Annotated in this window: 25 protein-coding genes; 18 read left to right on the forward strand and 7 right to left on the reverse strand. The window is 36.6% G+C overall.

Annotated elements, in window-relative coordinates:
- The first annotated feature begins 48 nt into the window (after positions 1-48).
- The 11 genes from alsS (at position 49) to lhgD (ending at position 11,372) form a co-directional block, all read left to right on the forward strand.
- A complete protein-coding gene (gene alsS, locus ABN080_RS04295; protein ID WP_349440454.1) occupies positions 49-1,728 on the forward strand; it encodes an acetolactate synthase AlsS in 1,680 nt (559 codons plus the stop codon).
- Positions 1,729-2,030: 302 nt separating this feature from the next.
- Positions 2,031-2,459 carry a PPC domain-containing DNA-binding protein gene (locus ABN080_RS04300; protein WP_349440455.1) on the forward strand — a complete coding sequence of 143 codons (429 nt, stop codon included), beginning with the start codon at positions 2,031-2,033 and terminating at the stop codon, positions 2,457-2,459.
- Positions 2,460-2,534: 75 nt separating this feature from the next.
- Positions 2,535-3,116: an ECF transporter S component gene (locus ABN080_RS04305; RefSeq protein WP_072068244.1), complete on the forward strand. Its 582-nt coding sequence runs from the start codon at positions 2,535-2,537 to the stop codon at positions 3,114-3,116.
- A gap of 2 nt (positions 3,117-3,118) precedes the next feature.
- Positions 3,119-3,823 carry an energy-coupling factor transporter transmembrane component T gene (locus ABN080_RS04310; protein ID WP_349440456.1) on the forward strand — a complete coding sequence of 235 codons (705 nt, stop codon included), beginning with the start codon at positions 3,119-3,121 and terminating at the stop codon, positions 3,821-3,823.
- The gene (locus ABN080_RS04315) at positions 3,814-4,659 is read left to right on the forward strand and encodes an energy-coupling factor ABC transporter ATP-binding protein (protein ID WP_349440457.1); all 846 of its coding nucleotides are present in this window, start codon (positions 3,814-3,816) and stop codon (positions 4,657-4,659) included. Before ABN080_RS04310 ends, ABN080_RS04315 begins: the two co-directional genes overlap by 10 nt.
- Positions 4,643-5,464, forward strand: a complete 822-nt coding sequence (locus tag ABN080_RS04320; RefSeq protein ID WP_349440458.1) for an energy-coupling factor ABC transporter ATP-binding protein — start codon at positions 4,643-4,645, stop codon at positions 5,462-5,464. The genes ABN080_RS04315 and ABN080_RS04320 overlap by 17 nt, the downstream gene beginning before the upstream one ends.
- Before the next feature lie 58 nt (positions 5,465-5,522).
- Positions 5,523-6,035 (forward strand): DedA family protein, encoded by a 513-nt coding sequence (locus ABN080_RS04325; RefSeq protein ID WP_349440459.1) that lies wholly within the window; start codon positions 5,523-5,525, stop codon positions 6,033-6,035.
- Positions 6,036-6,422: 387 nt separating this feature from the next.
- Complete coding sequence (locus ABN080_RS04330; RefSeq protein WP_349440460.1) at positions 6,423-7,457, forward strand: TAXI family TRAP transporter solute-binding subunit; 1,035 nt, start codon at positions 6,423-6,425, stop codon at positions 7,455-7,457.
- Positions 7,458-7,469: 12 nt separating this feature from the next.
- Entirely contained in the window at positions 7,470-9,437 is a 1,968-nt protein-coding gene (locus tag ABN080_RS04335) for a TRAP transporter permease (protein WP_072068250.1), read from the forward strand.
- On the forward strand, positions 9,438-10,151 hold the full coding sequence (locus tag ABN080_RS04340) for a FadR/GntR family transcriptional regulator (protein WP_072068251.1): 714 nt from the start codon (positions 9,438-9,440) through the stop codon (positions 10,149-10,151).
- Between the two features lie 15 nt (positions 10,152-10,166).
- Positions 10,167-11,372: an L-2-hydroxyglutarate dehydrogenase gene (gene lhgD / locus ABN080_RS04345; RefSeq protein WP_349440461.1), complete on the forward strand. Its 1,206-nt coding sequence runs from the start codon at positions 10,167-10,169 to the stop codon at positions 11,370-11,372.
- 64 nt (positions 11,373-11,436) lie between these two features.
- Here lhgD and ABN080_RS04350 read toward each other — a convergent pair whose 3' ends face one another.
- Positions 11,437-12,315, reverse strand: a complete 879-nt coding sequence (locus tag ABN080_RS04350; protein WP_349440657.1) for a LysR family transcriptional regulator — start codon at positions 12,313-12,315, stop codon at positions 11,437-11,439.
- Between the two features lie 170 nt (positions 12,316-12,485).
- On the opposite strand from ABN080_RS04350, the gene bla reads away from it, so the two are divergent.
- A complete protein-coding gene (gene bla, locus ABN080_RS04355; RefSeq protein ID WP_349440462.1) occupies positions 12,486-13,382 on the forward strand; it encodes a class A beta-lactamase in 897 nt (298 codons plus the stop codon).
- Positions 13,383-13,885: 503 nt separating this feature from the next.
- Here the strand turns inward: bla and ABN080_RS04360 are convergent.
- Entirely contained in the window at positions 13,886-14,350 is a 465-nt protein-coding gene (locus ABN080_RS04360) for an Lrp/AsnC family transcriptional regulator (RefSeq protein WP_036936508.1), read from the reverse strand.
- A gap of 161 nt (positions 14,351-14,511) precedes the next feature.
- Between ABN080_RS04360 and ABN080_RS04365 the strand changes: the two genes are divergently transcribed.
- Entirely contained in the window at positions 14,512-15,123 is a 612-nt protein-coding gene (locus tag ABN080_RS04365) for a LysE family translocator (protein WP_349440463.1), read from the forward strand.
- Between the two features lie 57 nt (positions 15,124-15,180).
- Here ABN080_RS04365 and ABN080_RS04370 read toward each other — a convergent pair whose 3' ends face one another.
- Entirely contained in the window at positions 15,181-15,750 is a 570-nt protein-coding gene (locus ABN080_RS04370) for a HutD/Ves family protein (protein ID WP_349439062.1), read from the reverse strand.
- Positions 15,751-15,865: 115 nt separating this feature from the next.
- Positions 15,866-17,281 carry an aminotransferase-like domain-containing protein gene (locus ABN080_RS04375; protein WP_349440464.1) on the reverse strand — a complete coding sequence of 472 codons (1,416 nt, stop codon included), beginning with the start codon at positions 17,279-17,281 and terminating at the stop codon, positions 15,866-15,868.
- A gap of 137 nt (positions 17,282-17,418) precedes the next feature.
- Between ABN080_RS04375 and ABN080_RS04380 the strand changes: the two genes are divergently transcribed.
- The 5 genes from ABN080_RS04380 (at position 17,419) to ABN080_RS04400 (ending at position 22,039) form a co-directional block, all read left to right on the forward strand.
- Complete coding sequence (locus ABN080_RS04380; RefSeq protein WP_115349849.1) at positions 17,419-18,753, forward strand: cytochrome ubiquinol oxidase subunit I; 1,335 nt, start codon at positions 17,419-17,421, stop codon at positions 18,751-18,753.
- The gene (gene cydB, locus ABN080_RS04385; protein WP_349440465.1) at positions 18,743-19,750 is read left to right on the forward strand and encodes a cytochrome d ubiquinol oxidase subunit II; all 1,008 of its coding nucleotides are present in this window, start codon (positions 18,743-18,745) and stop codon (positions 19,748-19,750) included. The genes ABN080_RS04380 and cydB overlap by 11 nt, the downstream gene beginning before the upstream one ends.
- Positions 19,731-19,892 (forward strand): DUF2474 domain-containing protein, encoded by a 162-nt coding sequence (locus tag ABN080_RS04390; RefSeq protein WP_072068259.1) that lies wholly within the window; start codon positions 19,731-19,733, stop codon positions 19,890-19,892. Before cydB ends, ABN080_RS04390 begins: the two co-directional genes overlap by 20 nt.
- Before the next feature lie 524 nt (positions 19,893-20,416).
- On the forward strand, positions 20,417-20,800 hold the full coding sequence (locus ABN080_RS04395; RefSeq protein WP_072068260.1) for a DUF805 domain-containing protein: 384 nt from the start codon (positions 20,417-20,419) through the stop codon (positions 20,798-20,800).
- Positions 20,801-21,193: 393 nt separating this feature from the next.
- Entirely contained in the window at positions 21,194-22,039 is an 846-nt protein-coding gene (locus ABN080_RS04400) for a siderophore-interacting protein (protein ID WP_197269125.1), read from the forward strand.
- Between the two features lie 93 nt (positions 22,040-22,132).
- On the opposite strand, the gene ABN080_RS04405 is transcribed toward ABN080_RS04400, so the two are convergent.
- From ABN080_RS04405 to ABN080_RS04415, 3 genes are read right to left on the reverse strand one after another with little or no spacing between them, the layout of a single operon-like run.
- A complete protein-coding gene (locus ABN080_RS04405; RefSeq protein WP_349440466.1) occupies positions 22,133-22,831 on the reverse strand; it encodes a fimbrial biogenesis chaperone in 699 nt (232 codons plus the stop codon).
- Between the two features lie 11 nt (positions 22,832-22,842).
- Positions 22,843-23,919 (reverse strand): fimbrial protein, encoded by a 1,077-nt coding sequence (locus tag ABN080_RS04410; RefSeq protein ID WP_349439066.1) that lies wholly within the window; start codon positions 23,917-23,919, stop codon positions 22,843-22,845.
- Positions 23,920-23,930: 11 nt separating this feature from the next.
- The gene (locus ABN080_RS04415; protein WP_349440467.1) at positions 23,931-26,444 is read right to left on the reverse strand and encodes a fimbria/pilus outer membrane usher protein; all 2,514 of its coding nucleotides are present in this window, start codon (positions 26,442-26,444) and stop codon (positions 23,931-23,933) included.

The raw sequence follows: 26,444 nt of genomic DNA on the forward strand, positions 1-26,444 counted from the left end.
TTATTCTTAATCTTATTTTTATTCACTTGCAAAATTAAAGAAGGTTATATGAACACTCCTCATTGGAAATGTGGTGCAGATTTAGTTGTCAAACAATTAGAACAACATGGCATTAAACAAGTGTTTGGTATTCCGGGTGCAAAAATAGATCGTGTATTTGATTCTCTTGTTGATTCAACTATTGAAACGGTGGTGGTTCGTCATGAAGCTAACGCCGCCTTTATGGCCGCAGCGGTTGGTCGTTTAACGGGTAAAGCGGGTGTGGCTATCGCAACATCGGGGCCAGGATGTTCTAATCTTGCAACAGGTATTGCAACAGCAACATCTGAAGGCGATCCGTTAGTTGCATTGGGAGGATCAGTAAAATCCGCAGATAGATTAAAATTGGTTCATCAAAGCATGGATACCGTTACCATGTTTAATCCTATTACTAAATTTTGCGCAGAAATTGATTCATCAAAATCAATTTCTGAAACCATGGCTAATGCTTTTCGCCATGCGGAATCAGGAAGACCTGGTTCGGCTTTTTTAACTTTTCCAATGGATATTTTAAATAATGAGGTTAATAGCCCAATATTAGTACCTAAATCAAAATCCAATATTGGGAGTGCAAATAATGATGCCATTCAAGAAGCCGTTAAATTATTGCAGCGTGCTAAAAGTCCAGTTATTTTATTAGGGCTGCAAGCTAGTTATCCTGAAAATGCATCAGCATTACAAAATCTACTTGATATTTGTCCTCTCCCAATTGTAGGTACTTATCAATCAGCAGGTGCGATTGCTCAACGCCATTTTCCTTTATTTGCTGGTCGTATTGGCTTATTTAATAATCAACCGGGGGATGAGTTATTATCTCATGCCGATTTAGTGATTACTTTGGGTTATAGCCCTATAGAATATGAACCATCATTATGGAATTACAATAATGCCAATATTATTCATATAGATGAGATCCCTGCTGAAATTGATTTAGCTTACTGCCCTGACTTAGAATTAATCGGTAATATCAAATTAACAATTGATAATTTAACTCAGTATTTTGCTAAACAATCTACATCCCAAATTACACTCTCAAATAATACTCATCACATCCTTGAGAAAATTCGTCACCAAAGAGAAATTCTGCAACAAAATAGTTATTTTCGGCATGGTTCTCCTATTCACCCTTTAACCATCATCCATGAAATGCAAAACATTATTGATAACAATGTAACACTCTGTATTGATATGGGGAGTTTTCATATATGGCTTGCACGTTATCTTTATAGTTTTAGAGCAAGACAAATGTTGATTTCTAATGGACAACAAACCATGGGTGTTGCACTACCTTGGGGAATTGGTGCTTCTTTTGTCCGACCTTCTGATAAAATTATTTCTGTTTCTGGTGATGGTGGCTTTATGCAATCGTCCATGGAACTAGAAACCGCGGTTCGTTTAAATACTAATATCTTGCATATTATCTGGGTGGATAACGCTTATAATATGGTAGAAATGCAAGAGCAAAAAAAATATGGCCGTTATTCTGGTGTAAAATTTGGAGCAATTGATTTTAAACATTACGCTAGATCCTTCGGTGCTAAAGGGTTCTCTGTTGAATGTGCTTCTCAATTACGTACCGTCTTACATGAAGCGATGGCTGTTGATGGCCCCGCCGTTCTCGCTATTCCTGTCGATTATCGTGATAATGCTAAATTGATGGAACATATTGATTATAATTTGATTATTTAGCTATTTTACTTAAATATCGTGTTATTAAAAATAGGGGTGAGCATTTTCCACTCACCCTTATTCCTCTCTTTGTTTTTCTTCCTATCTTATTCTTTTGATACAAAACAACTTCATTGTTAATAAAAGGTTATTATCTATTTCTTCTTTCGTTTTTTTTATTAATAATACGTTATGCGATTTTTGTGCATAAAAATGAAAATAGATAATATAAAGTAAGCTAGGTCTTATCTGACACAGTCATTTTGGTGCTTACAATAACCATATAAATTAAATATAGACTTTCAGTTATTAGGATAATCACGATGTCTCACACCTCATTACTTTCTTCCCATGCTCGATTTATTCCACTTCGCCTTCTCCCTAATGAAGATGTGATTATGGCATTACGACAGATAATGAAGGAACAAAACCTAAAATCAGCATTTATTGCAGGTTGTGTGGGAAGTTTAACCAATGTGGTATTACGCTTTGCAGGACGCGAAGAAAATCGCTATCTTACAGGTAAATTTGAGATTATTTCACTAATTGGAACATTAGATGACCAAGGTGAACATTTGCATTTAGCAATCTCAGATGAAAATGGATTAATGTGTGGTGGACATATGATGCCAGGTTGTACAGTGCGCACGACGCTAGAGCTCGTTATTGGTGAGTTAGAGCAAGTGACTTTTAGCCGTCAGCCTTGTAAACACTCTGGTTATGAGGAGTTAGTCATCACACCGCGTAAATAGCTTTTTATAAAAAATCGCTATATATGCAAAACAATAAAACCAATAGTCACTATCCTTTGTAAAGGTTTTTAAACTATGTCTACAACTCCTCAAATTTCGAGTCGTACACTCGTGCTCATTGTTGTATCTATTGCAATAAATATGATCGGCGGCCAAATTACCTCAATGGTAAAACTCCCTATATTTTTAGATTCTATCGGTACACTAATTTGTGCCTTATTAGGTGGTCCATGGGTCGCATTATTCACTGGATTATTAACCAATCTATTATGGGGATTAATCAGTGGTCCAATGGCGGCCGCATTTGCTCCGGTTGCCATGATGATAGGGTTAAGTGCGGGTTTATTGGCTCGTGCAGGTGGTTTTCGTTCTTTAATTCGCGTTATTGGTTCAGGTATTGTCATTACTTTAGCGTTAATGATTGTCGCTGTTCCAATTCGTACTTATCTATTTGGTGGTGCAACTGGTAGCGGTGCTGATTTCTTTGTTGCTTATTTTCATGCTGTAGGTGAAGGGCTTATTGAGTCTGTTGCCATTACTGTATTAGGTGCAAATCTTGCAGATAAAATCTTATCTGCAATTATCGCTTGGTTATTAGTGCGTCAATTACCACAACGAACACAACGTAATTTCCCTGCGATTGCCAAGGTTCGCTAATAATGCATCCATTTACCTCATTGGCATTATGGCTTTGGCTAAGTGTTAGTGTGCTTTTTTTATCATTAGGCTTACCACTGCTGATAATCAGCAGTGGTATTTTTATTAGCTTATTGATTTGGAAAGCATCTCGCTGGCGTTGGCATTTTATTGCTTGGTTAATGATCCCTATGGCAATCGGGTTATGGTTAGTCCATAGTGGCTGGCTAGCTTATTGGTTAACAGGAGGATCTTTAGATACCAGTAAACAGACTATGGCAATAACGTTATGGTTAAGATTATTAGCAATAATAAGTGGCGCTCAACTGTGGTTACAATACACATCAACAGAACAATTCATTAGAGCATTATTTGCTAGCCGTTTACCTATGAGCCTTTCCTATTTATTAGCAGGACCTTTGTTGCTTGTAGAACAATTACGCCAACAATTACACAATATAAGAGAGGCACAATTAGCGCGAGGTGTTCCTCTTGATGGAACATTTTGGCAACGGCTCATCACATTACCCGCTATTATTCTGCCTCTTATTAGTCATGTATTAAGTGATTTAACGATTAGAAGTGCAGCATTAGATATGCGAGGATTTCGTATTATTAAAAAACGGACAACTTTATATCCTCCAGCAGATACACCACTTCAAATAATGCTTCGCTATTTGATTTTATTGCTTATTTTGTTTGAAGGAGGTATTTGGCTATGGTACTAAATCTTCAGCAATTGAGTTTTATCCCCACTGGTGACGAACAGCCTATTCTTGGCCCTATCGATTTGCAGTTAAAACAAGAGGAATGGCTTGTGATTTTAGGGGGTAATGGCAGCGGAAAAAGCCTTCTTGCACAATTACTAGCCGGTTGGTATCCCGATTTATTAACAGGTTCAGTACAAGGCATGGGAATTGTACAAAATATTGCTCTCGATAAAAGCCGATTAGTGTCGCTAGCACCCGGACGACAGCTCGTTCAACAATCACCACAATTACAGCTTTCAGGATGTGCATTCACTGTAGAGCAAGAAATTGCCTTTGGCCCTGAAAATTTGGGATTGAGCGATAATGAAATTCGATTTCGAGTAAAAGAAGCTATGGCATTAACACAATGTGAATGCTTGCGTTTTCGCCACCCATCAACCCTTTCTGGCGGTGAAGCTCAACGCGTTGTCATAGCAAGTGCGCTTGCTATGCACCCAAAATTATTATTACTTGATGAAGCTTTTAGTCGCTTAACACCCAATGCAACCCAACAATTACAGCAACGCATAAAACACTATGCAAAAGAGCATAAATGCAGTGTCGTTATTTTTGAACGCAATTTATTACCTGCAATAAGTCTGAGTGAACAATTTTTATTATTGGAGGCGGGAAAAGTGAAGGCAAAAGGTACTTTAGACTCTATTTTTCCATTCTTATTTTCAACGATTAATGCTCCAGACGCATGGCAAGCTTTACATTGGTTAATTGAAAACCATCATTGGAATAAGAATATTGTAAATAATGACAAAGCCTTGCTTAATGCTTTTAAGGAATTTTATGTTACAGCTCAATAATGTAACTTATCGCTGGAGCGATGATGTTCCGCCTTGTATCTCTCAATTATCCTTAACCTTAAATCAAGGAGAATGGATAACCTTAGTCGGTGATAATGGAGCGGGTAAATCTACCTTATTACGATTAATTGCAGGACTATTAACGCCCAACGAAGGTGATATAACACTCAATAATCAGTCACTATTTCAACTAAAAGCACAACAGCGCGCTCATTATATTGGAGTGTTATTTCAAGAGCCTGAACGACAGATTTTTCATAATACGGTTGAGAAAGAGATCACTTTTGGTTTAAAGCTTCGTAAATTTCCGAAAAAAGAAATTAAAAAATGTTTAGATGAAACACTGTCGCTTTGTGGTTTAAGTGATGTTGCAGATGTTCATCCTTTAGATTTACATGCAGGCCAGCGTAGAATGGTTGCTGTTGCAAGTTTAAGTATTTTATCACCTAAAATATTATTACTTGATGAACCCACTCGTGATTTTGATGCACATTGGTTAAGCTGTTTTGAAAATTGGCTTCAGATACAAAAAACATTAGGTACAACGGTATTGGCTATTAGTCATGATCTTGATTTTACTGCTCGCCATTTTCAGAGAGTTATCCATTTATCTTCAGGTAAATTAATTGCCGATGGCTCCCCTGATAAAGTGCTAATGAATTCAACACTGCAATCCCTTACTGATATTCCTGCGCCTACGCTATACTCATTAAGTCAAAAACTGAAATTACCAATTAAAAATACGCCTATTGAATGGGCGATAATGTTAACTGAAATGAATAAGAATTCTAAAATAAACTCATAATAATATTAATATTTATTACTATTATTGTATTTATTTGTAAGTAGTTGGAGATAATTAAATGGAAATTATTCACACTTTACTTGACGCCTTAAGTCACTTGTCTCCTATTACTCTATTCTTATCTATTATTTTAATCACAGCTGGAAAATCGACCATCGGTATTTCTTCATTTTTGCCCCCCGCATCTTTAATGTTGCTCTTTATTTTTGGTGCTTGTTTACCGCTTTATTCTCCTATATTTCTTTGGTTAGCCACCAGTTGTGGTGCTCTATTAGGTTCAATTTTAAGCTATGAGTTGGGGCGTTCTATCTATCGTTTTCCTCGCCTTAAAATATGGGTTAATCGTTATCAGTCAAAAATTAATCGCACTCAACAATTATTAAAAAATAAAACTCACTATATTTTGTTTATTTCTCGATTCTTAGCTGTTTTTCGCTATTTAACCCCCTTTAGTGCTGGCTTATTAAAGCTATCTGCATATGGTATTTATATTACCAGCACCATTTCTGCCTTAGTCTGGTCTGCAATGTTTGTTTTAATCGCAACAGGTGTACTTACTTTTGCTTTATAAGTGGTAAATTAGTACTTAATTTTAATCTTTCTATTAATACTAAAAGTGGTCTATTTTCTTTTTACATAATCATATTGTTTAAATATCTTCTGACCTCTCTTTTTTTCATTTTATTTTTAATTATCGATAAATAGGCTATTTTTTAGCTTCTTTTATCTTTTCTTCCATGCTTTATTGATATTTTCTTTCGCATTTTGCGTCTATCACCATAATTATGATTAAAATTTGCATAATTACTATGGTGATCACAATTTGTTACCTTCTTGTTTTAATTTCATTACGTCACGTCACAATTTCTTAACACCCCTTATTTCTATAAAAGTTGTCATGTTGTATACAAGTTGGTGTGAAACATTCACCTGCGTTTTTATCTACAGGAACAACATCATGAGAATAAGAAAAACAAAGCTTGCCATCGGTATTGTTGCTGTTATTGCGGTTGTCTCATTAGCAATAGCTGGCAAAAAAGAAAATGCGAATAAACAATTTCTCTCTGTAGCAACCGCTTCAACAGGAGGAACGTATTATCCGATGGGAGTGGGATTAGCAAACGTATGGAGCACACACCTTAAGGATAGAGGCGTTCAAGTAACAGGGCAATCTTCGGCAGGATCGATAGAAAACATCTATTTAATGCAAAAAAATGAAGCTCAGCTTTCTATTTTACAAAGTCTTTTAGCTGTAGAAGCTTATGAAGGTGTGCGTAATTTTGAAGGTAAACCAGAAAGAAATCTGCGCTCAATTTCTATGTTGTGGCCTAATGTCGAACACTTTGTTTTAATGAATGACAAAGTAAAAACCGGCACATTAGATGATATTCGTGCAACAAGTTTTTCTGTTGGCCCTCAAGCGAGTGGTACAGAGCAATCAACGATTATCATTCTTAAAGGTGTTAATTTAACCAAAAAAGACATTACCCCTGAATATCTTGGGTATGGAGATACTGTTTCCGCCATGCGAGATGGTCGTCTTGACGGTGGTGCATTACCTGCTGGTGTCCCAGCTTCAGCCGTCACCGATATGTATGCCAGTGGTGTCAGCGCAAAACTACTCGAAGTCACAGATAAACAACTTGATGATATCAATCATGTGGCAAATTCATGGTTTCGTTTTGAAATACCCGCGAATACCTACCCTCGCCAAGCTGAAATGGTCAATACGATAGCTCAACCTAATATCTTAATGGCCACAACCAGTATTGATAATGACTTAGTTTATGAGCTAACAAAAACTATGTTTGAGAACCTTCCTGAAGTTCATCAAGTTCATAGCGCAGCTAGGTACATCACCACAGAAAATGCATTAAAAGGTGTTTCTGTGCCATTACATTTAGGGGCTTACCGCTATTACAAAGAAATCGGTTTAGAGATCCCTGATTATCTTATTCCACCAGAAGCTCAAACGCAGACTAATAATAAATAACAGGAGTGAGTTATGACTAATAATGACCACCTAACTCCGGTAGAGCCACCTGCATTAGATAAAGAAGCAAGCTCTGGCAATCGCCAGCTTGCAGGCATTTACCTGAAAATCACCACGACTCTTGCAATATTAATTTCACTTTATGCGATTTATTCCAACGCATTATCAAATACTCAAGAGTTTTACCGTAATACTATTTTTCTTAGTGGTATTTTAATTTTAGGCTTTATTTTATTTCCATTCTCTAAGCGTTTTTCCACACCTAAATTTAATGGATGGGATTATCTTTTTATTGCTTTAACATTAATCAGTTATGGCTATTTTTTCTTTAATTACGTTGATCTTCATGTAGTAAGAAAAAGTATTCCAAATACTACTGATTATGCCATGGCTATATTAGGTATTATCGTACTGTTTGAAGCTGCAAGAAGAACTACTGGTTATTTCATTCCAGGACTTGCAACTTTTGCCATTATCTATGCTTTATTTGGCCAGTATTTTATGGGTATTTTCGGTCATGCCGGATTTTCTGTAGAAAGATTGTTATACCGTTTATTTATGACCAGTGAAGGGATTTTTGGTATTACCCTTTCAACAGCCTCCACCGCGATTGTGGTTTTTATTCTCTTTGGTTCATTCTTGAGTGTCAGTGGTGCTACTGCTTTATTTAATGATTTAGCGTTGGCTATCGCAGGTCGTCGTCGTGGTGGGCCAGCCCAAGTTGCGGTTATTTCATCTGCATTAACAGGCTCTTTAAGCGGAAGTGCTGTTGCTAACGTAGCAACAACGGGGACTTTCACCATTCCTTTAATGAAAAGTATTGGATTAACACCGCGTTTTGCTGGAGCTGTAGAAGCGACTGCATCAACGGGTGGCATGATCATGCCTCCGATTATGGGTGCGGCCGCATTTATTATGGCTGGCTTTTTAGGAATTTCATATACCACCATTGTTATTGCAGCCATTATTCCAGCACTGTTGTATTACGCCGCATTAATTATGGCCATTGACATTGAAGCCAAGAAACAAGGGTTAAAGGGGTTAAGTAAAGAAAATATTCCACAAGTTAAAGCCGTATTAAAAGCCCGAGGCTTACTATTATTACCATTGGTTATTGTCATTGGAACCCTATTAGTAGGTAAAACACCTATTTATGCTGGCTTCTTAGGTATTCTAACCATTATTGTTGCAAGTTGGATAACACCCGACAAAACTGTTCGTATGACTTTAACTAAAGTGGCTGACGCCTTAGCCGAAGCGGCTCGTGGCTCAGTTCAAGTAACAGTCGCTTGCGCAGCTATTGGCGTGATTATCTGTGTAGTTACAATGACGGGTATCGGAGCAACATTGGCCTTTAATATCGTCTCAATGACGGATAATACACTATGGATGATATTATTAGTTGTCATGCTGGTGTGTATTGTATTAAGTATGGGGTTACCTTCAACCGCTTTATATATCGTTGTCGCCGTTACAGTGTCACCTATCTTAATTAAAGCTGGTGTTATGCCTTTAGCGGCTCATTTCTTTGTATTCTGGTTTGGTGCACTATCCAATATTACGCCTCCTGTTGCCTTAGCCAGCTATACTGCTGCAAGTATTGCAAGAGCAGACCCTATGCAAACATCATGGGATGCGGTTCGTTTAGCACTTCCCGGTTTTATTATTCCGTTTATTTTAGTCTATAACCCTGCTTTATTGATGCAAGGTGATAATTTAGGTGTACTTTCTATTGGATTAATGATTATTACTGCATTAGTCGGAATTTATGCACTAAGTATCGCAACAGCAAACTTCTGGATGATTAAAACAACGTGGTTTGAGCGTATTGCATTTGCAGCTGCGGCAATTTTAATGATTAAACCGGGCTTATATACCGACCTTTTAGGTGTTGCCTTGATCCTATTAACTGGTGCATTCCATCTATTACGGTCTAAAAAACAGTTAGCTAATATGGGGCATGCATCTGGAGAAAACTAGATGATACAAAAGATCTCACGCCAAAAAGCGTCGCATCAAATTCTTGAGCAAATAAAGCAAAATATTAGTAACGGGACATACCCTATTGGTGAAAAGTTACCTTCTGAAAATGTACTCGCTGATGCCTTTGGCGTCAGTCGAGTCCCGATCAGAGAAGCATTAGGTGTCTTAGAAGCCAGTGGCATTGTGACTTCACGCCAAGGAGGTGGTCGCCGTGTAATTGACCATTCTATACTCAGTAAATATGAGCCATTAGTCATGGAAATTGCTTGCCCTGAAGAGATAGATTCACTACTTGAGATGCGTGAGGTCATTGAACATGAAGCGGCAGCTATTGCCGCTTTACGTCGAACACCAGAAGAATTACGCGCTATCGAAAATGCTCACGATGCCTTTGTTTTAGCAACAAGACAAAACAAAAGTATTGGCCATGAAGAAGACTATCAATTTCATCGTTCTATTATGGTTGCCGCACACAATCCTTTTTTTGTCAGGATCTTAGATAATATGCATGAACTTTATCTTGGTGTCTTAATGTATTCATTAAGCCAAAATAAAGGGCGAGAGACAGAAACAGAGCGTGTTATTGCAGAGCATGAAGCGATTGTTGAAGCAATACGTCAACAAGATCACGATGAAACAAGCTATAAGATGCGCCTTCATTTAACGAATGTACGTGGCAAATTAAAGCGCTTACAACAAGAACCCTGTTAATTTAAAATTTATAAAATGGATAAGATTATGACGTATGACGTGATTATTATTGGTGCGGGATTAGTCGGATTAGGGGTTGCAAGTGCGCTACAAGAAAGTCAACCTGAACTAAAACTACTGGTGATTGATAAAGAATCCGGCCCTGCAGCTCATCAAAGTGGACATAACAGTAATGTTGTTCATTCTGGTATTTATTATACACCAGGGAGCCTTAAAGCAAGGCTGGCTAAACAAGGTAATATCACCACTTATGCGTTTTGCCAACAACATAATCTTTATTACGATCGTTGTGGCAAAGTGATTGTCGCTACCAATGAAAAAGAGCTAAATGCGTTAGAAAACATTTATCAACGTGGCATTGATAATGGGCTTGAAGTTATCAAAATGACTGAAAGTGAACTGAAAGCTAGAGAGCCTTATGTTAATGGTATTGCTGCATTATTAGTTCCTGATGCAGGGATCGTTAATTATCCTGAAATAGCAGCAAAACATGTTGAAATTATTAAATCTCGTGGTGGTAAATTTACGTTTGGCCAAGCTGTAACATCTATCAATGAAACGGATGATAATGTCACAGTAACGACATCCAATGAGCAATTTACAGGCAAATGGTTAATTAATTGTGCAGGATTATTTAGTGATCGTATTGCTAAAATGGCAGGTTATGACACAGGTATGAAGATAGTCCCATTCCGTGGTGAATACTTTATGCTTAATGCCAATAAAAACTACTTAGTCAACCATCTAATTTATCCCGTTCCTAACCCTGATTTTCCATTCTTAGGCGTACACTTCACACGCATGTATAACGGACATCGTGATGTTGGGCCTAATGCGGTATTAGCGTTTAAGCGCGAAGGCTATAAAAAAAGCGATATTAATTTAAAAGATCTCGCCGAAGTGCTCACTTATAAGGGTTTTTGGAAAATTGCAGGTAATTATTTAGGTGAAGGAATGGCCGAGCTTCGTCGTTCATATTCTCGCAAATTATTTACTGCGAATGCGCAAAAATTAATTCCTGATTTACATGAAGCAGATATTCATCCTGGTCCTGCGGGAGTTCGTGCTCAAGCATTAACTCGTGAAGGAAAATTAGTAGATGATTTCCATTTTGTGAAAGGTAAACGTTCATTACATGTGTGTAATGCCCCATCACCTGCTGCAACTGCATCTATTGAAATAGGTAGAGAAATCGTTAGAGAACATTTTTCTTATAATTAAAAAAATATACTGCGAGTACAAATAATAAATAGCACTGAAATTAATCAGTGCTATTTATTTTATATCACTCACGACACTCTTTTAGCGCTTCATTCATTAACCACTGCTGAAATATTTCCATTGATGCGGTCATTGGTTTTGATTTTAAATACGTTAACCAATACTTCCCCATTTCAACTTCTATTTTAAAAGGTTGTATTAGCTGACCGCTTTCTATTTCTCTTGAAAACATATTTGCGGGTGCTAATGCAACTCCACCTTCATAAATCGCGCTTTCTACCATTAAACGTGAAGAATCAAAAATAGAACCTGTTATTTTTATCGGCGATATATCTGCTTTTTCAAACCATTGTGACCATTCATCTTCTCGATAAGAACGATATAAGTTTTCATTTATTAAGTCAGTTGGATAATGTAACCGTTCTGCTGTTTTTGGTGAGCACAAAACTGTTAATGGTGCAGAGAATAAGGCTTTATTATGGGTTAGAGGCCATAGTCCTTCACCAAATCGAATGGCAAAATCAAGTCCTTCAGTTGCCAAATTAACCACATTGTTATTTGTTCTTAAATTCACTTCTATTCTTGGATATTGTTGCTTAAATTCAGCCAATCGAGGTAATAACCAGCCAATAGCAAATGTTCCCACAGTGGCAATCGAAACAACATCACGATATTCACCTCGTTCGAACTGTTTAAACACCCGTTCGATATCACTAAATGCGGTTGTTAATACCGAAAATAAGATCTGTGCATCATCTGTCATCTCCAAACCACGAGGTAAACGCTTAAAAAGCATCACGCCCAATCGTTCTTCTAGCATTCTCACCTGTTGACTCACTGCGCCTTGGGTGACATAGAGTTCTAATGCAGCTTTGGTAAAATTAAGGTGTCTTGCGGATGCTTCAAAAGCGCGTAGTGCGTTGAGGGGAAGATGTGTTCGCATAATATTCTTAGCCATTAGATTTTCTATAGGCTAAGGCGATTTATTATCGATTGTCAATAAATCAATTAAATAGGATATTGCACCTGATAAATAAACAGCGTCACATACTGTCGATAACCGTCTATTTATATTTAGCTTTTTTTATTAAATTAATATGAGCATCCATTTCTATGTTTAAAACAACATGCCGTCAAACCGCAGTGATCGCAGTTTCATTAATATCTCTACTTGCTTCACCAATGCTATGGGCTAAAACAAATAGCACTATTGAAGAACAATTAACGACACTTGAAAAAAATAGCCAAGGCCGTTTAGGCGTTGCGTTAATTAATACTAAAGATAACTCACAAGTAACTTATCGTGGTGATGAGCGCTTTGCAATGGCAAGTACCAGCAAAGTTATGGCTGTAGCCGCCGTTTTAAAAGAAAGTGAAAAACAATCAGGATTGCTTGATAACCCTATAACCATCAAAAAAACTGATTTGGTCCCTTATAGCCCGATTACAGAAAAACATTTAGCAACAGGAATGACACTGGCTCAATTAAGTGCGGCTACCTTGCAATATAGCGATAATACAGCAATGAATAAAATCCTAGATTATTTAGGAGGGCCTTCCAGCGTTACTCAATTTGCACGTTCAATTAATGATGTAACTTATCGCCTAGATCGCAAAGAGCCTGAATTAAATACGGCTATACATGATGATCCTCGTGATACCACCTCTCCAATTGCCATGGCCAAAAGCCTTCAAGCATTAACACTAGGCGATGCATTAGGTCAATCTCAACGCCAACAACTTGTTACTTGGTTAAAAGGCAATACAACAGGCGATCACAGTATTAAAGCGGGTTTACCAAAACATTGGATTGTTGGAGATAAAACCGGTAGTGGTGATTATGGCACAACTAATGATATAGCCGTTATTTGGCCTGAAAACCATGCACCATTAATTTTAGTCGTCTATTTCACACAACAAGAACAAAATGCGAAATACCGTAAAGATATTATTGCTAAAGCAGCTGAAATTGTAACAAAAGAATTTTCCAATTTATCTCAAACAAAATAAATTTCTTTATTGATAATATAAATAATAGAACAAATGTAGTAATAGAGTTATTTATTGACTCTATTACTACAAGTATACAAAAAATAATACAAATAACTTAAAAATAAACAATTAGATTGTAATAAACAAGAATAATATATTGACTTTGATTAAATGGATTTATGTTGAGGAAAAAGATATCAGAACTTTTTGAATTAATTAGTGAATTATTATCGTGCGCGGGTCAAATCACCCTCACCCAGATCAGACTTTGTATCGTTATTCTTATCATATTAATGCTAATTATTGTCTCTTTATGTACTTGGTCGATTTATCTCTATTTTATTGGTGCTTCATTATTTTTCTGTATGTTACTTTATACACCAGAGATATATCGGTTTATTAAAAGCTGGGTAATTTAACTTATGCCAATAAAAAGCCTCTGTTAAGATTTAACTTGAGGCTTTCTCTATTAAATATATCTGTGATAATTAAAAATCAAATAACTCTAAATATTTAAAAAATTAAAGTGGTAAAGCAAAACTTACTTTTACCGTTTCCATTGGTACTTCTGTTTTTATACTTTGGATGCTTGGAATTTGTGTTAAATAATCGGCATGAAAACGACGATATGTTGCTAAATCTTTAGTCACTATCCGAATTAACGCATCACACTCGCCGGCCATTAAATGGCATTCTACCACTTCAGGTAACACCTTAATGGCCTTTACAAATTCTTCTATCGTTTCTGCATCCTGTGCTCTAAACCAGATCCTTGCGAATAAAGATAAACCTGCATCAACCATACTACCATCTAATACAGCAACGTAACGCGTGATCACTCCCGACTCTTCAAGTAAACGTACTCGGCGAAGACAAGGTGACGGTGAAAGTCCAACTTCTTTTGCTAGCTCAATATTTTGGATTTTGCCATCACGTTGAAGCACCTGCAAAATATGTTTGTCTATCTTATCTAATTTTATTGACATCAAAGATTAACCTTAATTCTATTTGTGGAATTTTATTGCCAATTAATTCTTTTTGTTAGCAACAAAGCAACCCGATTTTTTCGAAAACATCATATAATCTTTCCGCTAAATTTCACAGCAAAAACGATGTTTCTCTTAATCTATCTCTATCAGGTGAAAAGATGGAATTTAACACTTTATTATTATTCGCATTGACGGTTCTACCGCTTATCTGTACACCTGGGCCTGATATTCTTTTTATTTCATCCCAAGGGTTATCAGGAGGAATGAAATCAGCATGGGTTGCAAATTCAGGCGTGATATCCGGTTATTTAACCCATGCGTTACTGAGTGCTTTAGGGCTTGCAGCCTTAGTATCTACATCTCCCATTTTATTTCACTTACTCAAATGGGTCGGTGTTGTCTATATCAGTTATCTTGCCCTTAAAATGTTGATATCAGCCTGCAAAAAAGGAAAGTTAGTCCTTAATGCCACTAAAACTTCGTCTCTATTTCGTAAAGGTTTTTTAACCAGTTTCCTTAATCCTAAAGGTTTATTAGTTTATCTCGCTATTTTACCAAACTTTATTGATAATCATAATGATGTCGCAACACAATCATTACTGTTATCTGGGATATTTATCACGACTTGCTTAATTATTTATGGCCTTCTTGGTAGCTTCTTTGCTTATGTCGGCTTAAAAGGTGGTTTAAGTGATAAACGTCGTCGTTATAACGATGGTATTGCTGGTGGATTACTCACTCTTGCCGCCGTTAATCTGGCTTTAAATTAGCCATAATCCTAAGCATCATTTATTATTTCAATCAATATTTGACCACAAAAAATACCTTTATTTTAGTGGTCGAATATCTGCCCATAATAATTGGCAATTTGCGGTTAACGGCCTTATTTCACCTTCTCGAATATCTGGTAACCACCATGCACCTTGCCCTTTTGATAAACGCTGACAAGTAGCGCCAGTTAAAGTCCATTCACCTTGCGTTATATAAATAAGTCCCGCGTGAGAGCTTGGTAATATAAGGGGTTGTGTTACTAATGTGGTTTCTGCTTTCCAGCATGTCCTGCGTACCATAATATTTAAACATTTTACACCCCCTTTAATCAGCTCTGACTTAACATGAATATCACCTGAAAAATCAAAAGGCTGATAAGGATCAGTGACAGAGTGACTCAGAAATCCAGAGCTATTTAAATTAAGTCCATTACCTTCTAATAGAACCATTTGCCGTTCAATATCAGGAAACTGTCCTAATGAGCCATTATCTTCGATAGATGTTAAACACGCTCGCCATGAAAAATCATTATTCACTGGCCAACACACAATTTCTTGGGTTGTGCCTTTTTGATTACGCCATGGAATAAACGGTAACTCTTGTTGATCAAAACAACGTAGCTTCATTGTGTCCTCCTGCAATATCTGGCTAGTCAGTCTGATAATGAGGTTAAGAATTAATCATTGGAGATTACCGTTCATAAATCAATATCTAACTTTAAAAAATGTGCGCTAACGTCTGCTATTTACGTCGTAATTTTCTACATCCTTCACCGATAATTTCCATTCCTTTCTCTGTCCTGCTATTCCATTGAAAAGAAGAATTTAAACGAAAGGCATGGTTAAATTGAGAACTGGTGGAAAACATGGAGCCTGGTGCAATACTGACCCCTCTTTCCAATGCAAAGTGATAAAGTTTATTTGCATCAAATGTTGATTCAAATTCTAACCAGAGAAAATATCCTCCTGTTGGAATATTCACTTTTACATCTTCAGGTAAATGTGCCTGTATGGCTTGCAACATGCGATAACGCCTTTGTTCTAATAATAATCTTAATCGACGAAGATGCGTATCATAGCCTCCTTGTGATAAGTAATCCGCAATGGCTTGCTGTGTCGGCATACTCGCAGAAACTGTACTCATCATTTGTAACTGTTGTATTTTTGTTGCGTGTTTTCCTGCGGCAACCCAACCTACACGAAAGCCCGGCGCTAAACATTTAGAAAAAGAAGCGCAATGTAATACGCTATTCGCTTTATCAAAGCCTTTTACTGGCATTGGCGCCTTTTGGCTGTTATAGAGTTCTCCATAGACATCATCTTCAATTAACGTTATCTGTTTTTTCGCTAATATTTCCACCAGTCTTATTTTATTTTCATCAGGCATTGTTCCACCTAATGGATTTTGACAATGACTCATCAACCAACACGCTTTTATATCGTATTGATCCACTACTTTTTCGAGTTCTTCTAAACAAATTCCTGTTATAGGATCTGTTCTAATCGCAATGGCTTTTAAACGTAAACGTTCAATAGCTTGTAATGCGCCATAAAATGCAGGTGATTCAATCACCACCCAATCACCTGGTTCAGTTACTGCCTGTAAACTAAAGCTCAATGATTCCATTGCACCCGCAGTGATCACTATTTCATCTGGAGAGACGTGAATACCTTGCAATGCATAGCGTTGCGCAATGTTACGGCGTAACTTTTCATTTCCTGGTGGTAAATTAATTACTGAACTTTGAGGTGCTAAATGCCTTGCTGCCGATGCTAATGCACTACTGAGTTTAGGTTGGATAAATAGACTAGGATCGGGAAATGCTGAACCAAAAGGAATAATCTCAGGATCTTTACATGCTTGGAGTACATTAAAAATGGAGGTGCTAATCTCAACATTTTCACTCATGTGTAACCCTTTACTGGCTGTTACTTGGCCAAAGCGTGTATTACGATGTGCAACGTAATAACCTGATTGTGGTCGTGCGGTTATCCATCCTTGGCTTTCTAATAATTGATACGATTGTAAAACAGTCATTAAACTTAAACCTGATTGTTTTACCGTATCCCGCAATGAAGGTAAACGGTCGCCAGATTGCCAGATATTATCTTCAATCTGTTGGCGTATTTGCGCTGCAAGCTGTTCATATCGAGTCATATAAAACTGTTCACCTCAAAAACTGTTATAGTCATTTTTAAACTTATTGTCACTATTATAGCTTACTGTCATATGGTCTACTAATCCACACGATTTACCTGCAATTTACATTTACATATCAATAAAACGAGGTTTTTATGCTTGGGTTAAGTGCCTTCGATTTGGCGCGTATCCAATTTGCGTTCACAGTTTCTTTTCATATTATCTTTCCCGCTATTACTATCGGACTGGCTAGTTTTTTAGCCGTATTGGAAGGTTTATGGTTAAAAACCCGCAATAAGGATTATTTAGCGTTATTTCATTTCTGGTCAAAAATATTCGCTGTTAACTTTGCTATGGGTGTTGTCTCTGGTTTGGTTATGGCCTATCAATTTGGAACCAACTGGAGCTTTTTCTCTGACTTTGCCGGCTCAATTACAGGCCCTTTACTGACTTATGAAGTGCTTACCGCTTTCTTCTTAGAAGCGGGATTTTTGGGCGTAATGCTATTTGGTTGGAATAAAGTGGGCGAAAAACTTCACTTTTTCGCAACCTGTATGGTCGCATTAGGCACACTGATGTCAACGTTTTGGATCTTGGCATCAAATAGCTGGATGCAAACACCACAAGGTTTCGAAATCATTAATAACCAAGTTGTACCCGTAGATTGGATTGCGGTTATTTTTAACCCCTCTTTCCCTTATCGTCTCGCTCATATGGGCGTTGCCGCATTCCTTGCTTCTGCTTTCTTTATTGCTGCTTCCGCGGCGTGGCATCTCCTTAAAGGCAATAAAACATCAGCAATGAAAAAGATGCTTTCAATGTCTTTGTGGATGATTTTAATTTTAGCACCAATTCAAGCTCTCATTGGTGATGTCCATGGTTTAAATACCTTAAAACATCAGCCTGCAAAAATTGCTGCCATTGAAGGTCATTGGGAAAATAAACCGGGTGAAGCAACACCGTTAATTCTCTTTGGTATGCCTGATATGGATGCTGAAGAAACCAAATATAAGATAGAAATCCCTTATCTTGGTAGCATGATCTTAACTCACAGCTTAGAAAAACAGGTTCCGGCATTAAAAGAGTTTCCGAAAGAAGATAGGCCTAATTCACTTATCGTTTTCTGGTCTTTCCGCATTATGGTTGGCCTCGGGATGTTAATGATCCTAGTGGGTGTTTGGGGAACTTGGCTGCGATATAAAAATAAACTTTATGAATCTAAAACCTTCTTACGTTTAACGTTTTTAATGGCACCATCAGGTCTTATCGCGATCCTTGCAGGTTGGTTTACAACAGAAGTCGGTCGCCAGCCTTGGGTTGTTTATGGCATACAGCGAACACGAGATGCTGTCTCTGCTCATGGTGAAATGCATATGAGTATAAGCCTGCTGATCTTCTTTGTTGTTTATGGCTCTGTGTTCGGTGTTGGATATGCCTATATGTTAAGACTGATCCGTAAAGGTACTTCGGAGGTTCATCATGGGAATTGATTTACCCGTTATTTGGTTCATCATCATCGTATTTAGTACATTAATGTATATTGTCATGGACGGCTTCGATCTCGGTATCGGTATGCTCTATCCATTTATTAAAAGCGACCAAGATCGTGACTTAATGATGAATACCGTAGCCCCTGTGTGGGATGGCAACGAAACATGGCTAGTCTTGGGGGGAGCTGCATTATTTGGTGCATTTCCACTTGCTTATGCTGTTATTCTTGATGCATTAGCAATGCCTTTAACTTTAATGCTTGTTGCGCTGATTTTTCGTGGTGTTGCCTTTGAATTTCGTTTTAAAGCAGATAACAATCACAAAGGTTTTTGGGATAAATCCTTTATTTTGGGATCAATGCTAGCAACCTTTATGCAAGGAGTTGTCGTTGGTAGCATTGTTCAAGGCCTACCTGTTGTTAATCGCACATTTGCAGGTAGCTATTTTGATTGGCTGTCGCCTTTTGCACTCTTTTGTGGTTTTGGCTTAGTTATTGCCTACTCCTTATTAGGATGTGGCTGGCTAATCATGAAAACCGAAGGCCACTTACAGCAAAATTTATACAAAATTGCTAAACCACTGACATTGGTAATGCTTGCTGTGATCGCTGTTGTTAGTGCATGGACACCGCTAGCACAACCAGCCATTGCTGAACGCTGGTTCACGTTACCTAATTTATTCTTCTTTTTACCCGTTCCACTTTTAGTGTTATACAGCTCATGGCTGATTTTGCGCTCGATAAAAAAACAAGGACATTATCTTCCTTTCTTTGGGGCATTGGCTTTAATTTTCTTAGGTTTTGCCGGATTAGGCATCAGTATTTGGCCTAACATTATTCCGCCTGCCGTTAGTTTTGTAGCCGCTTCGGCGCCACCAGAAAGCCAAGGATTTATGTTAGTTGGCGCGCTCTTTATTATTCCAATTATTCTCGTTTATACATTCTGGAGTTATTACGTTTTCAGAGGAAAAACCAATTATGAAGAAGGCTATCACTGATCCACAAATACAAAGCAAACCCTCATTATTAAAAAAATGGGGCTGGCTAATTACAATTTGGTTTTGTAGTGTTTTAGCTTTATTTGCGGTTTCTTCTCTTTTTCGATTCTTAATGACGCTTGCGGGAATGAAAGTGAAGTAAAGGCAAAACACACACAGCAATATAAAAACAGTACCGCACGACGGTAAAAATAAACACAAAGGGCTGATATTATTTTAGCCCTTTTTATTTTCCATAATTAACTAAATTTAAATCAAACACATTGATAAAATAACTATAAATACATCATTTTTGATCAGTAGTAAGGGATAAACTCTTTTTTATTATGTTATGACGATAAATAAAGATATAAACAATCCTATAAAAAGCTATCTTCACTAGAAATAAAATAGAGTACTTGTTGAATTCAATTTCTAAAGTAATTATGATACCCGCCACTTAGCACTCCACATCAGTATTAGTTTATAAAGACGCATATTGTATATCATTTAGATATTACCTATTTGATTAACTTAAAAATTAAGCTCATATCCCTATAAAATAGAGGGAATGGTCATAATGTCTTTTTAAAAATGTATTTTGATAATTTAGAATTATCTTAATTGCTAAGAAAGATCACCTAAACTAGGCTTACGTATTGTTGCTACTAAATTAAGGATGAAGTCATGAATTGGTATTTGGAAGTCATTAAAAATAATTACGCTAACTTTTCAGGCCGTGCTCGCAGAAAAGAATATTGGATGTTTACTCTGGTAAATACCATTATCATTACTGTTCTATACGCTATTTTAATGTCATCAATAGATATGAACACTGGTGAAATGAGTTCATTAGGTTCAATTGTAGGTATTATTATCGGTATTTATTCTTTAGCTATTATTGTACCTAGCCTTGCCGTCACTATTCGTCGTTTTCACGACCAAGATAAATCAGGTTGGATGTTCTTACTTGCATTTATTCCTGCTGTTGGTGGATTAATTGTTTTTGTCTTTATGTGCCTAGAAGGAACTAAAGGCGACAATAGATTTGGCCCAGATCCTAAAGCTTAATCTATTGCTGACATTATATAAAAATACAGTGAGTATAATATTTTAAAGTTTACTCACTGTATTTATTGACTTTTCCGCATTTATTTCAACTCTCTAAAACCATTCCTTTTTTCAAAAAAATAACACCAATCCTCTCCTACCACATTACATTTTAGTGTTTTTGTTTTCTTCTCATTTTTTCTAATTAATACTTATTAATTATTACATCAAGCTTATTACATTGATTTTTAAGTTTTTTTCTTGATTGTAATTTGAGCCTAATCACACAATGATAAGTAAAACATACACCTCACTTTACTAAATTAAAGTTAATGTTGATAATGACTATCATTATTAATTGAAAATGATAATATCTACATCGAAAAAACAATTAAATGAGTCAGGTAAAAAAACGTGAGTAACCCAAAAACACCTCAAGAAAAAAATATTTATAAACCAGCTCCTCCTCGCCTAGTTCAAGTAAAACGTATTACTGATGTCACTCCAGGAATGCGCTGCATTACCTTTACTAGTGATGATTTAGATAACTACCCAGCTGATACTGCGGGCGCACATCTAAAAATATTTTTGCCATTAGAAGGCCAAGTTAAGCCAACAGTACCGGGTTTTTCTGAAAAAGGTCCCAAGTGGCCTGAAGGCGAACCAAGATCGATTGTACGTACTTATAGTGTCCGTGCTATTCGCCCAGAGCAAAAAGAGTTAGACATTGAATTTGCCGTTCATAACGATGCTGGTCCAGCTATTCATTTTGCGCTAAATGCAAAGCAAGGCGACTATATTGGGATCACTAATCCAGGTGGCCCAGATCCCTTATTAGCTCCTGCATCACATTACTATATGGCAGCCGATCCAAGTTCATTACCTGCGTTAATGGCTTTAATTGAAACAATGCAACCTAATGTTCAAGGAAAAGTCGTTATACGAGTAGAAAACGAAACACATCGCCAAGAAATTAAACATCCTAATGGATTAGAAATAATCTGGTTAATTGGCTCAGTTGAAGAGCAAACTGAAAACTTAATTAATGAATTTATGTCTTGGAAATTACCTGCTGAAGATGTGGCATTTTGGATTGCTGGTGAAGACAAAATTATTCGTGCATTAAGACGTCATATTCGTCGTGATAACGGTTACGATCGTAGCTTAATTTATGCTATTCCTTATTGGCGTTTTGGCTATGACGAAGAAGGTTATCACGCTGAACGTCACCATGTTATGGATAATGAAGACGTAAGCTAAGTAATAAATTAAAGATTAAACGTTGGCTGTACAGGCTGCATATTAGCCCCTCATTAATATGCAGCCTTTTTATTTAATCGTGATATGAAAACGCTATTTCTTCATCCTTTTCTCATCTTGCTGATAATTTCCATCATCATCAATATAAACAAGAGTCATAATCTGATGAGGATTTACCTGTCCTTGATATTGAATTTTTTGTTTTGAAAATGGTGCAACCATAATAGCATTAATGAGAGGTTGAGCTTCTTTATCATCAATATAGATCTTTGAAATAGTAAAAAAATAAGCACTAGGATTATTTATCTCTAAATATTGCGCGCTCTGTGTAATTTCAATCTGTTTAAAAATATCGCGGGTCGTTAATGTAAGTTGATTAGGTCGGTAGAAAATTTTTATTCGTGTCTGTAAAGCTAATTGGAGTGTATTTACATTTTCTTTCTTGTCTGGCTTTGGCGGAATATCTAATACATTTAAATAAAAAATAGATTCTCTATCTTGTGGTAAAGAATTATCAAGTTGCTGTAATTTTAATTGCAGCCCCCCATTTGCAGATATTTTCGCCATAGGAGGAATAACAAGAAAAGGTGCAGTTGTGGTTTCTGGCGTCGATGCAATATTTCCCTCATCTGTCCAACTCTGAATTAATGTTGATTGCTCACTTTGATTAACTATCTGTAATAATATCGTTGATTGGTCAGCAGGGAAAACTAAACGCGTTCGTTCTAACACTACGCTGGCATTTGTAAAAGGCGTTATCAATATAAATAACAGAATAAAAATTTTTTTCATCTTGACACCTTTTAATCGTAAGACATTACCAGTGTTGCCGAACTTGTTATTTTACCTTGAGTCACCGTATTCGCATTATAAGGGGAGTAGTAAGCGCCCATATTAATAGAAAATACAGGAGATAATGTACTCCCTTTAGTCACACTAAAAATACTCGTCGCACTCCCTTGTGTATTTATGGAATCAGATAAAACAAGCGGGCTATTTGTGTTATCTGCTTTTACGACACGAAATCCAACCCCTCCTGCCCCCTGTGCGGTAGTATTCGTTAATATGGTTTTATCCGCCGCTAATAAGTTTTGGCTTGATAAAAACATATTAATATTACGAGATGTTTTCGAATCACCTAATAAATTTTGGCAGGTAAAGTTTAATGTAAAAGGAGTATAACCGGCTTTATCAACTGTTTTTACCTCTTTTACACTAATTAAAGGTAATGAGACAACAAGTCCTGCATTAGAAAAATCACATGTTGTCATTACTGGGTTATAGGTAATTTTCATTGGTTGTAAAAAAATATCATTTTGATCGACAGGCCATACCCACGTTAATAAAAACTGCACTAATTTAATCACAATATTCAGTAACCATTGAATAATCCCTACACTTGATGCATCAGAGGCTAAAATAACCGGGGTTACAAGGGCCGTATTTCCACTTACTTCAGTGTAATTACTCGATGGCTTAGAGGTGAGTAACGTAAATTTAAGGGTAAAATTAGTATCTAAATCAGATGCAGGATGCGTTCCCGCAGCAATATTTTCCACACTCTTTTTTTCTAATGACGTTAAAGTGATAGAAACAAACTGTTTTCCACCATTAAAACCAATTGTTCCTGTTCGATTATCAGCAAAGGGTGAAGCTATACCCACTGAATTAGGAAATAGCCCTCTTGCGGTACATTTAAATGTACCTGGAAATGTTGTTCTACTCGCCTTCGTAACCGTTGTTGAAGCGCTATTTAAATCTCCAGATATGTCGAAATTAATATCTGGTGCTGTGATCGTACTATCTGGCTTACAATTAGCAATCGCCTTTTGGCTTAATATTCCTATTAATAATAAAAATATAAAGGTTGATAATTTCATAGAACTTTCCTTTATCGACAGATATTACGATTTTTATCCATCGTATTAATTAAATGGCTAATTACACATTCTATTTTGCCGGTTTCATTTATTTTTATAGAGACAGAAGACGGTAACGTATCACTTTTTAAATAAAGTACACCGGATTGTCCTACATATCCTATTGCTTGTTTCTTATTATTAAAAACTTCTGTTCCAAAAGGTAAACTTTCACCATTATCTAAAGAAGCTCTAATAATAAAAGTTTGGCGTTGATCCGTTTCTAATGAAAGATAATTAACTGCACCTAAATAAGGAGTGACATGCGTGATATTTCCAACAACTTCAGCATTTGATGGAAGTTCAGTATTGGTTAATGTATAAATATTTGTACGATAAGGAATGCTATTTGCCACCAATACAACACCTTGATGATTAGTTAAGGTTGCTTTATGTCCATTCACCATCATATTATTTGCCATTGGTGCTTCAATAATGGTATAGGTTTTTCCAGTATCTCCTGAAAATGCAATATGATTAGGAATAGCAACAACGGTTCCTCTTGCCCCTAATCCACCTTGACGATAATCATTTGCCTCAGTATAAGAAGCGGAAAGTGTGCTATAAGGGTGGCGATAACTCACATTTGCACCGACTAAATTATTCCCACCCGTTTGATTTGAACCTGTTAAAGTATAATTGACTAAATCATCTTTACCTGCCGTTCCACTTAAACTTAATGTAGATTGCTGATAGCGTGAGTCTGCCGCGTAAATAGAGGTATTTAGGTTTGCTCTTTTATCGAAAAACGAAACAGGGATACTGACATTTAAGTAATAACGTGTTTCTTCTTTATTATCGTAATTTCTTAATTTGGATACAGAAAGATTATAAGCAATATCGTTATAGTTATTTGAATATCCTAATTGATACTCTCGATTACTGTTAGTTGTATTCCAATAATTTCGATGCGTGCCTGAAAGAAAAATAACGCCTCTTTGACCACCTAGATATTGGTTAAGATTAATGGTAAACGTATTTTTTGCTCGTGATCCTCTTAATGCATCAAAGGTTGTTAAATCTAAATCAGAAATAGTATTATTATTTCCCTGCTGTTTAGCGAGATCGTTTTGATAATCTTTCCAAGCTTGGTAATTGTCATGCGAGTAAATAGAATCAACAAAACTATAATAATCACGAGTTGAATAACGATAAGCCGCCAGTGTTAAATTTGTTAATGTGGCATCCATATATTTGCTATATGCCAGACGAAAGCTTTGCCCTGTCTTCTTACCGATTTGTAAATCTGCGCTTGCATGAGTTATATCCGCAGAGATTGCGCCAAATTTAAAATTCCAACCACTCCCTATTAATGCTGAATAATAATCTTCGCTGACAATTCCTCCTGTATATACAGTTACTAAATTATTTAAGCCATAATGAAATTCACCTTGTGCAAATTTAGCTCGATAATCCGTATTGTTAATACGTGATTCGCCTAGCATCACATTATAGCGATATACTCCTTCTTTTAGCATATCGGGAACGGCTGAAAATGGCACCGTGAAAGACTCTCTTCTTCCATCAGCTTCTTGAACAACCACTAACAGATCACCGCCACCTGCTGTGGGTTGAATATCTCGAAAAGAAAACTCGCCAGGAGGCACATTTTCTTGAAAAACTAAATTTTCATTTTGATAAACACTGACTAATGCGTTGGTTTGAGCAACACCCCGAATAATAGGAGCAAATCCTTGGCTTGAATTGGGTAGCATTCCCATTTCTGTCGCTAATGATGCGCCTCTAAATGAAATACTGGTAAAGAGTGCCGCAGGTGTATAAAAATCACCAATCGTTAATCCCGCAGTTATCTGACTTAGCGCCTTATACACATAGCGGGTATTATTCTTCCACTGGCTTTTCCCGTGAGAATAGTAGGAATAGTTAGATTCATCTCTAAATTGCCATGCTCCTAAGTTAATACCTGAGTTAAGATTGGCAAAGAAATTTTCGTTATTACTTTTATTTCCTTTTTTCTCTTTGTAGTTATAGTAATTTAAATTATAGGATAAGATCAGCGCCGAGATACCTCGCTCCCAATAACTGGGATCAACATATCCCATTTCAGATTGTTTAATAGAAATCTGAGGTGCACTGATATCAAGCCTTAACCGATTAATATCTAATGTTGTAGTAACATTTTTTGCAAGCTCGTTAATTAAAATTGTTTTTTGTTCTGTTATTTTTTGTTTGGCTGATAAAGATAAATTTAAACCGAGCTTATTTACATTTTCTGTTTCAATACTCATCCCTGTCTTAGCACCAAGAACATTTATTTCAAATTGCCCTTTCCATGCTTGATTGACATAGACATCAACAAGTTGTTTTCCTTCAGGCACTTTATCATCTATATAAAATCGTGAAATATCCCCGTTTTTTGATTTTCCTACTAATAAAGATGTATCAAATCCCTCTGCATACAGATCTTGAGCATAATGTTGCATTCCTAAAAAAATAAGGATTGAGAGGTATTTTGGATTATTCAC

Origin of the sequence: Proteus sp. fly-1089 (genome assembly GCF_040138965.1) — a bacterium.
Taxonomy (GTDB): Bacteria; Pseudomonadota; Gammaproteobacteria; order Enterobacterales; family Enterobacteriaceae; genus Proteus; species Proteus vulgaris_B.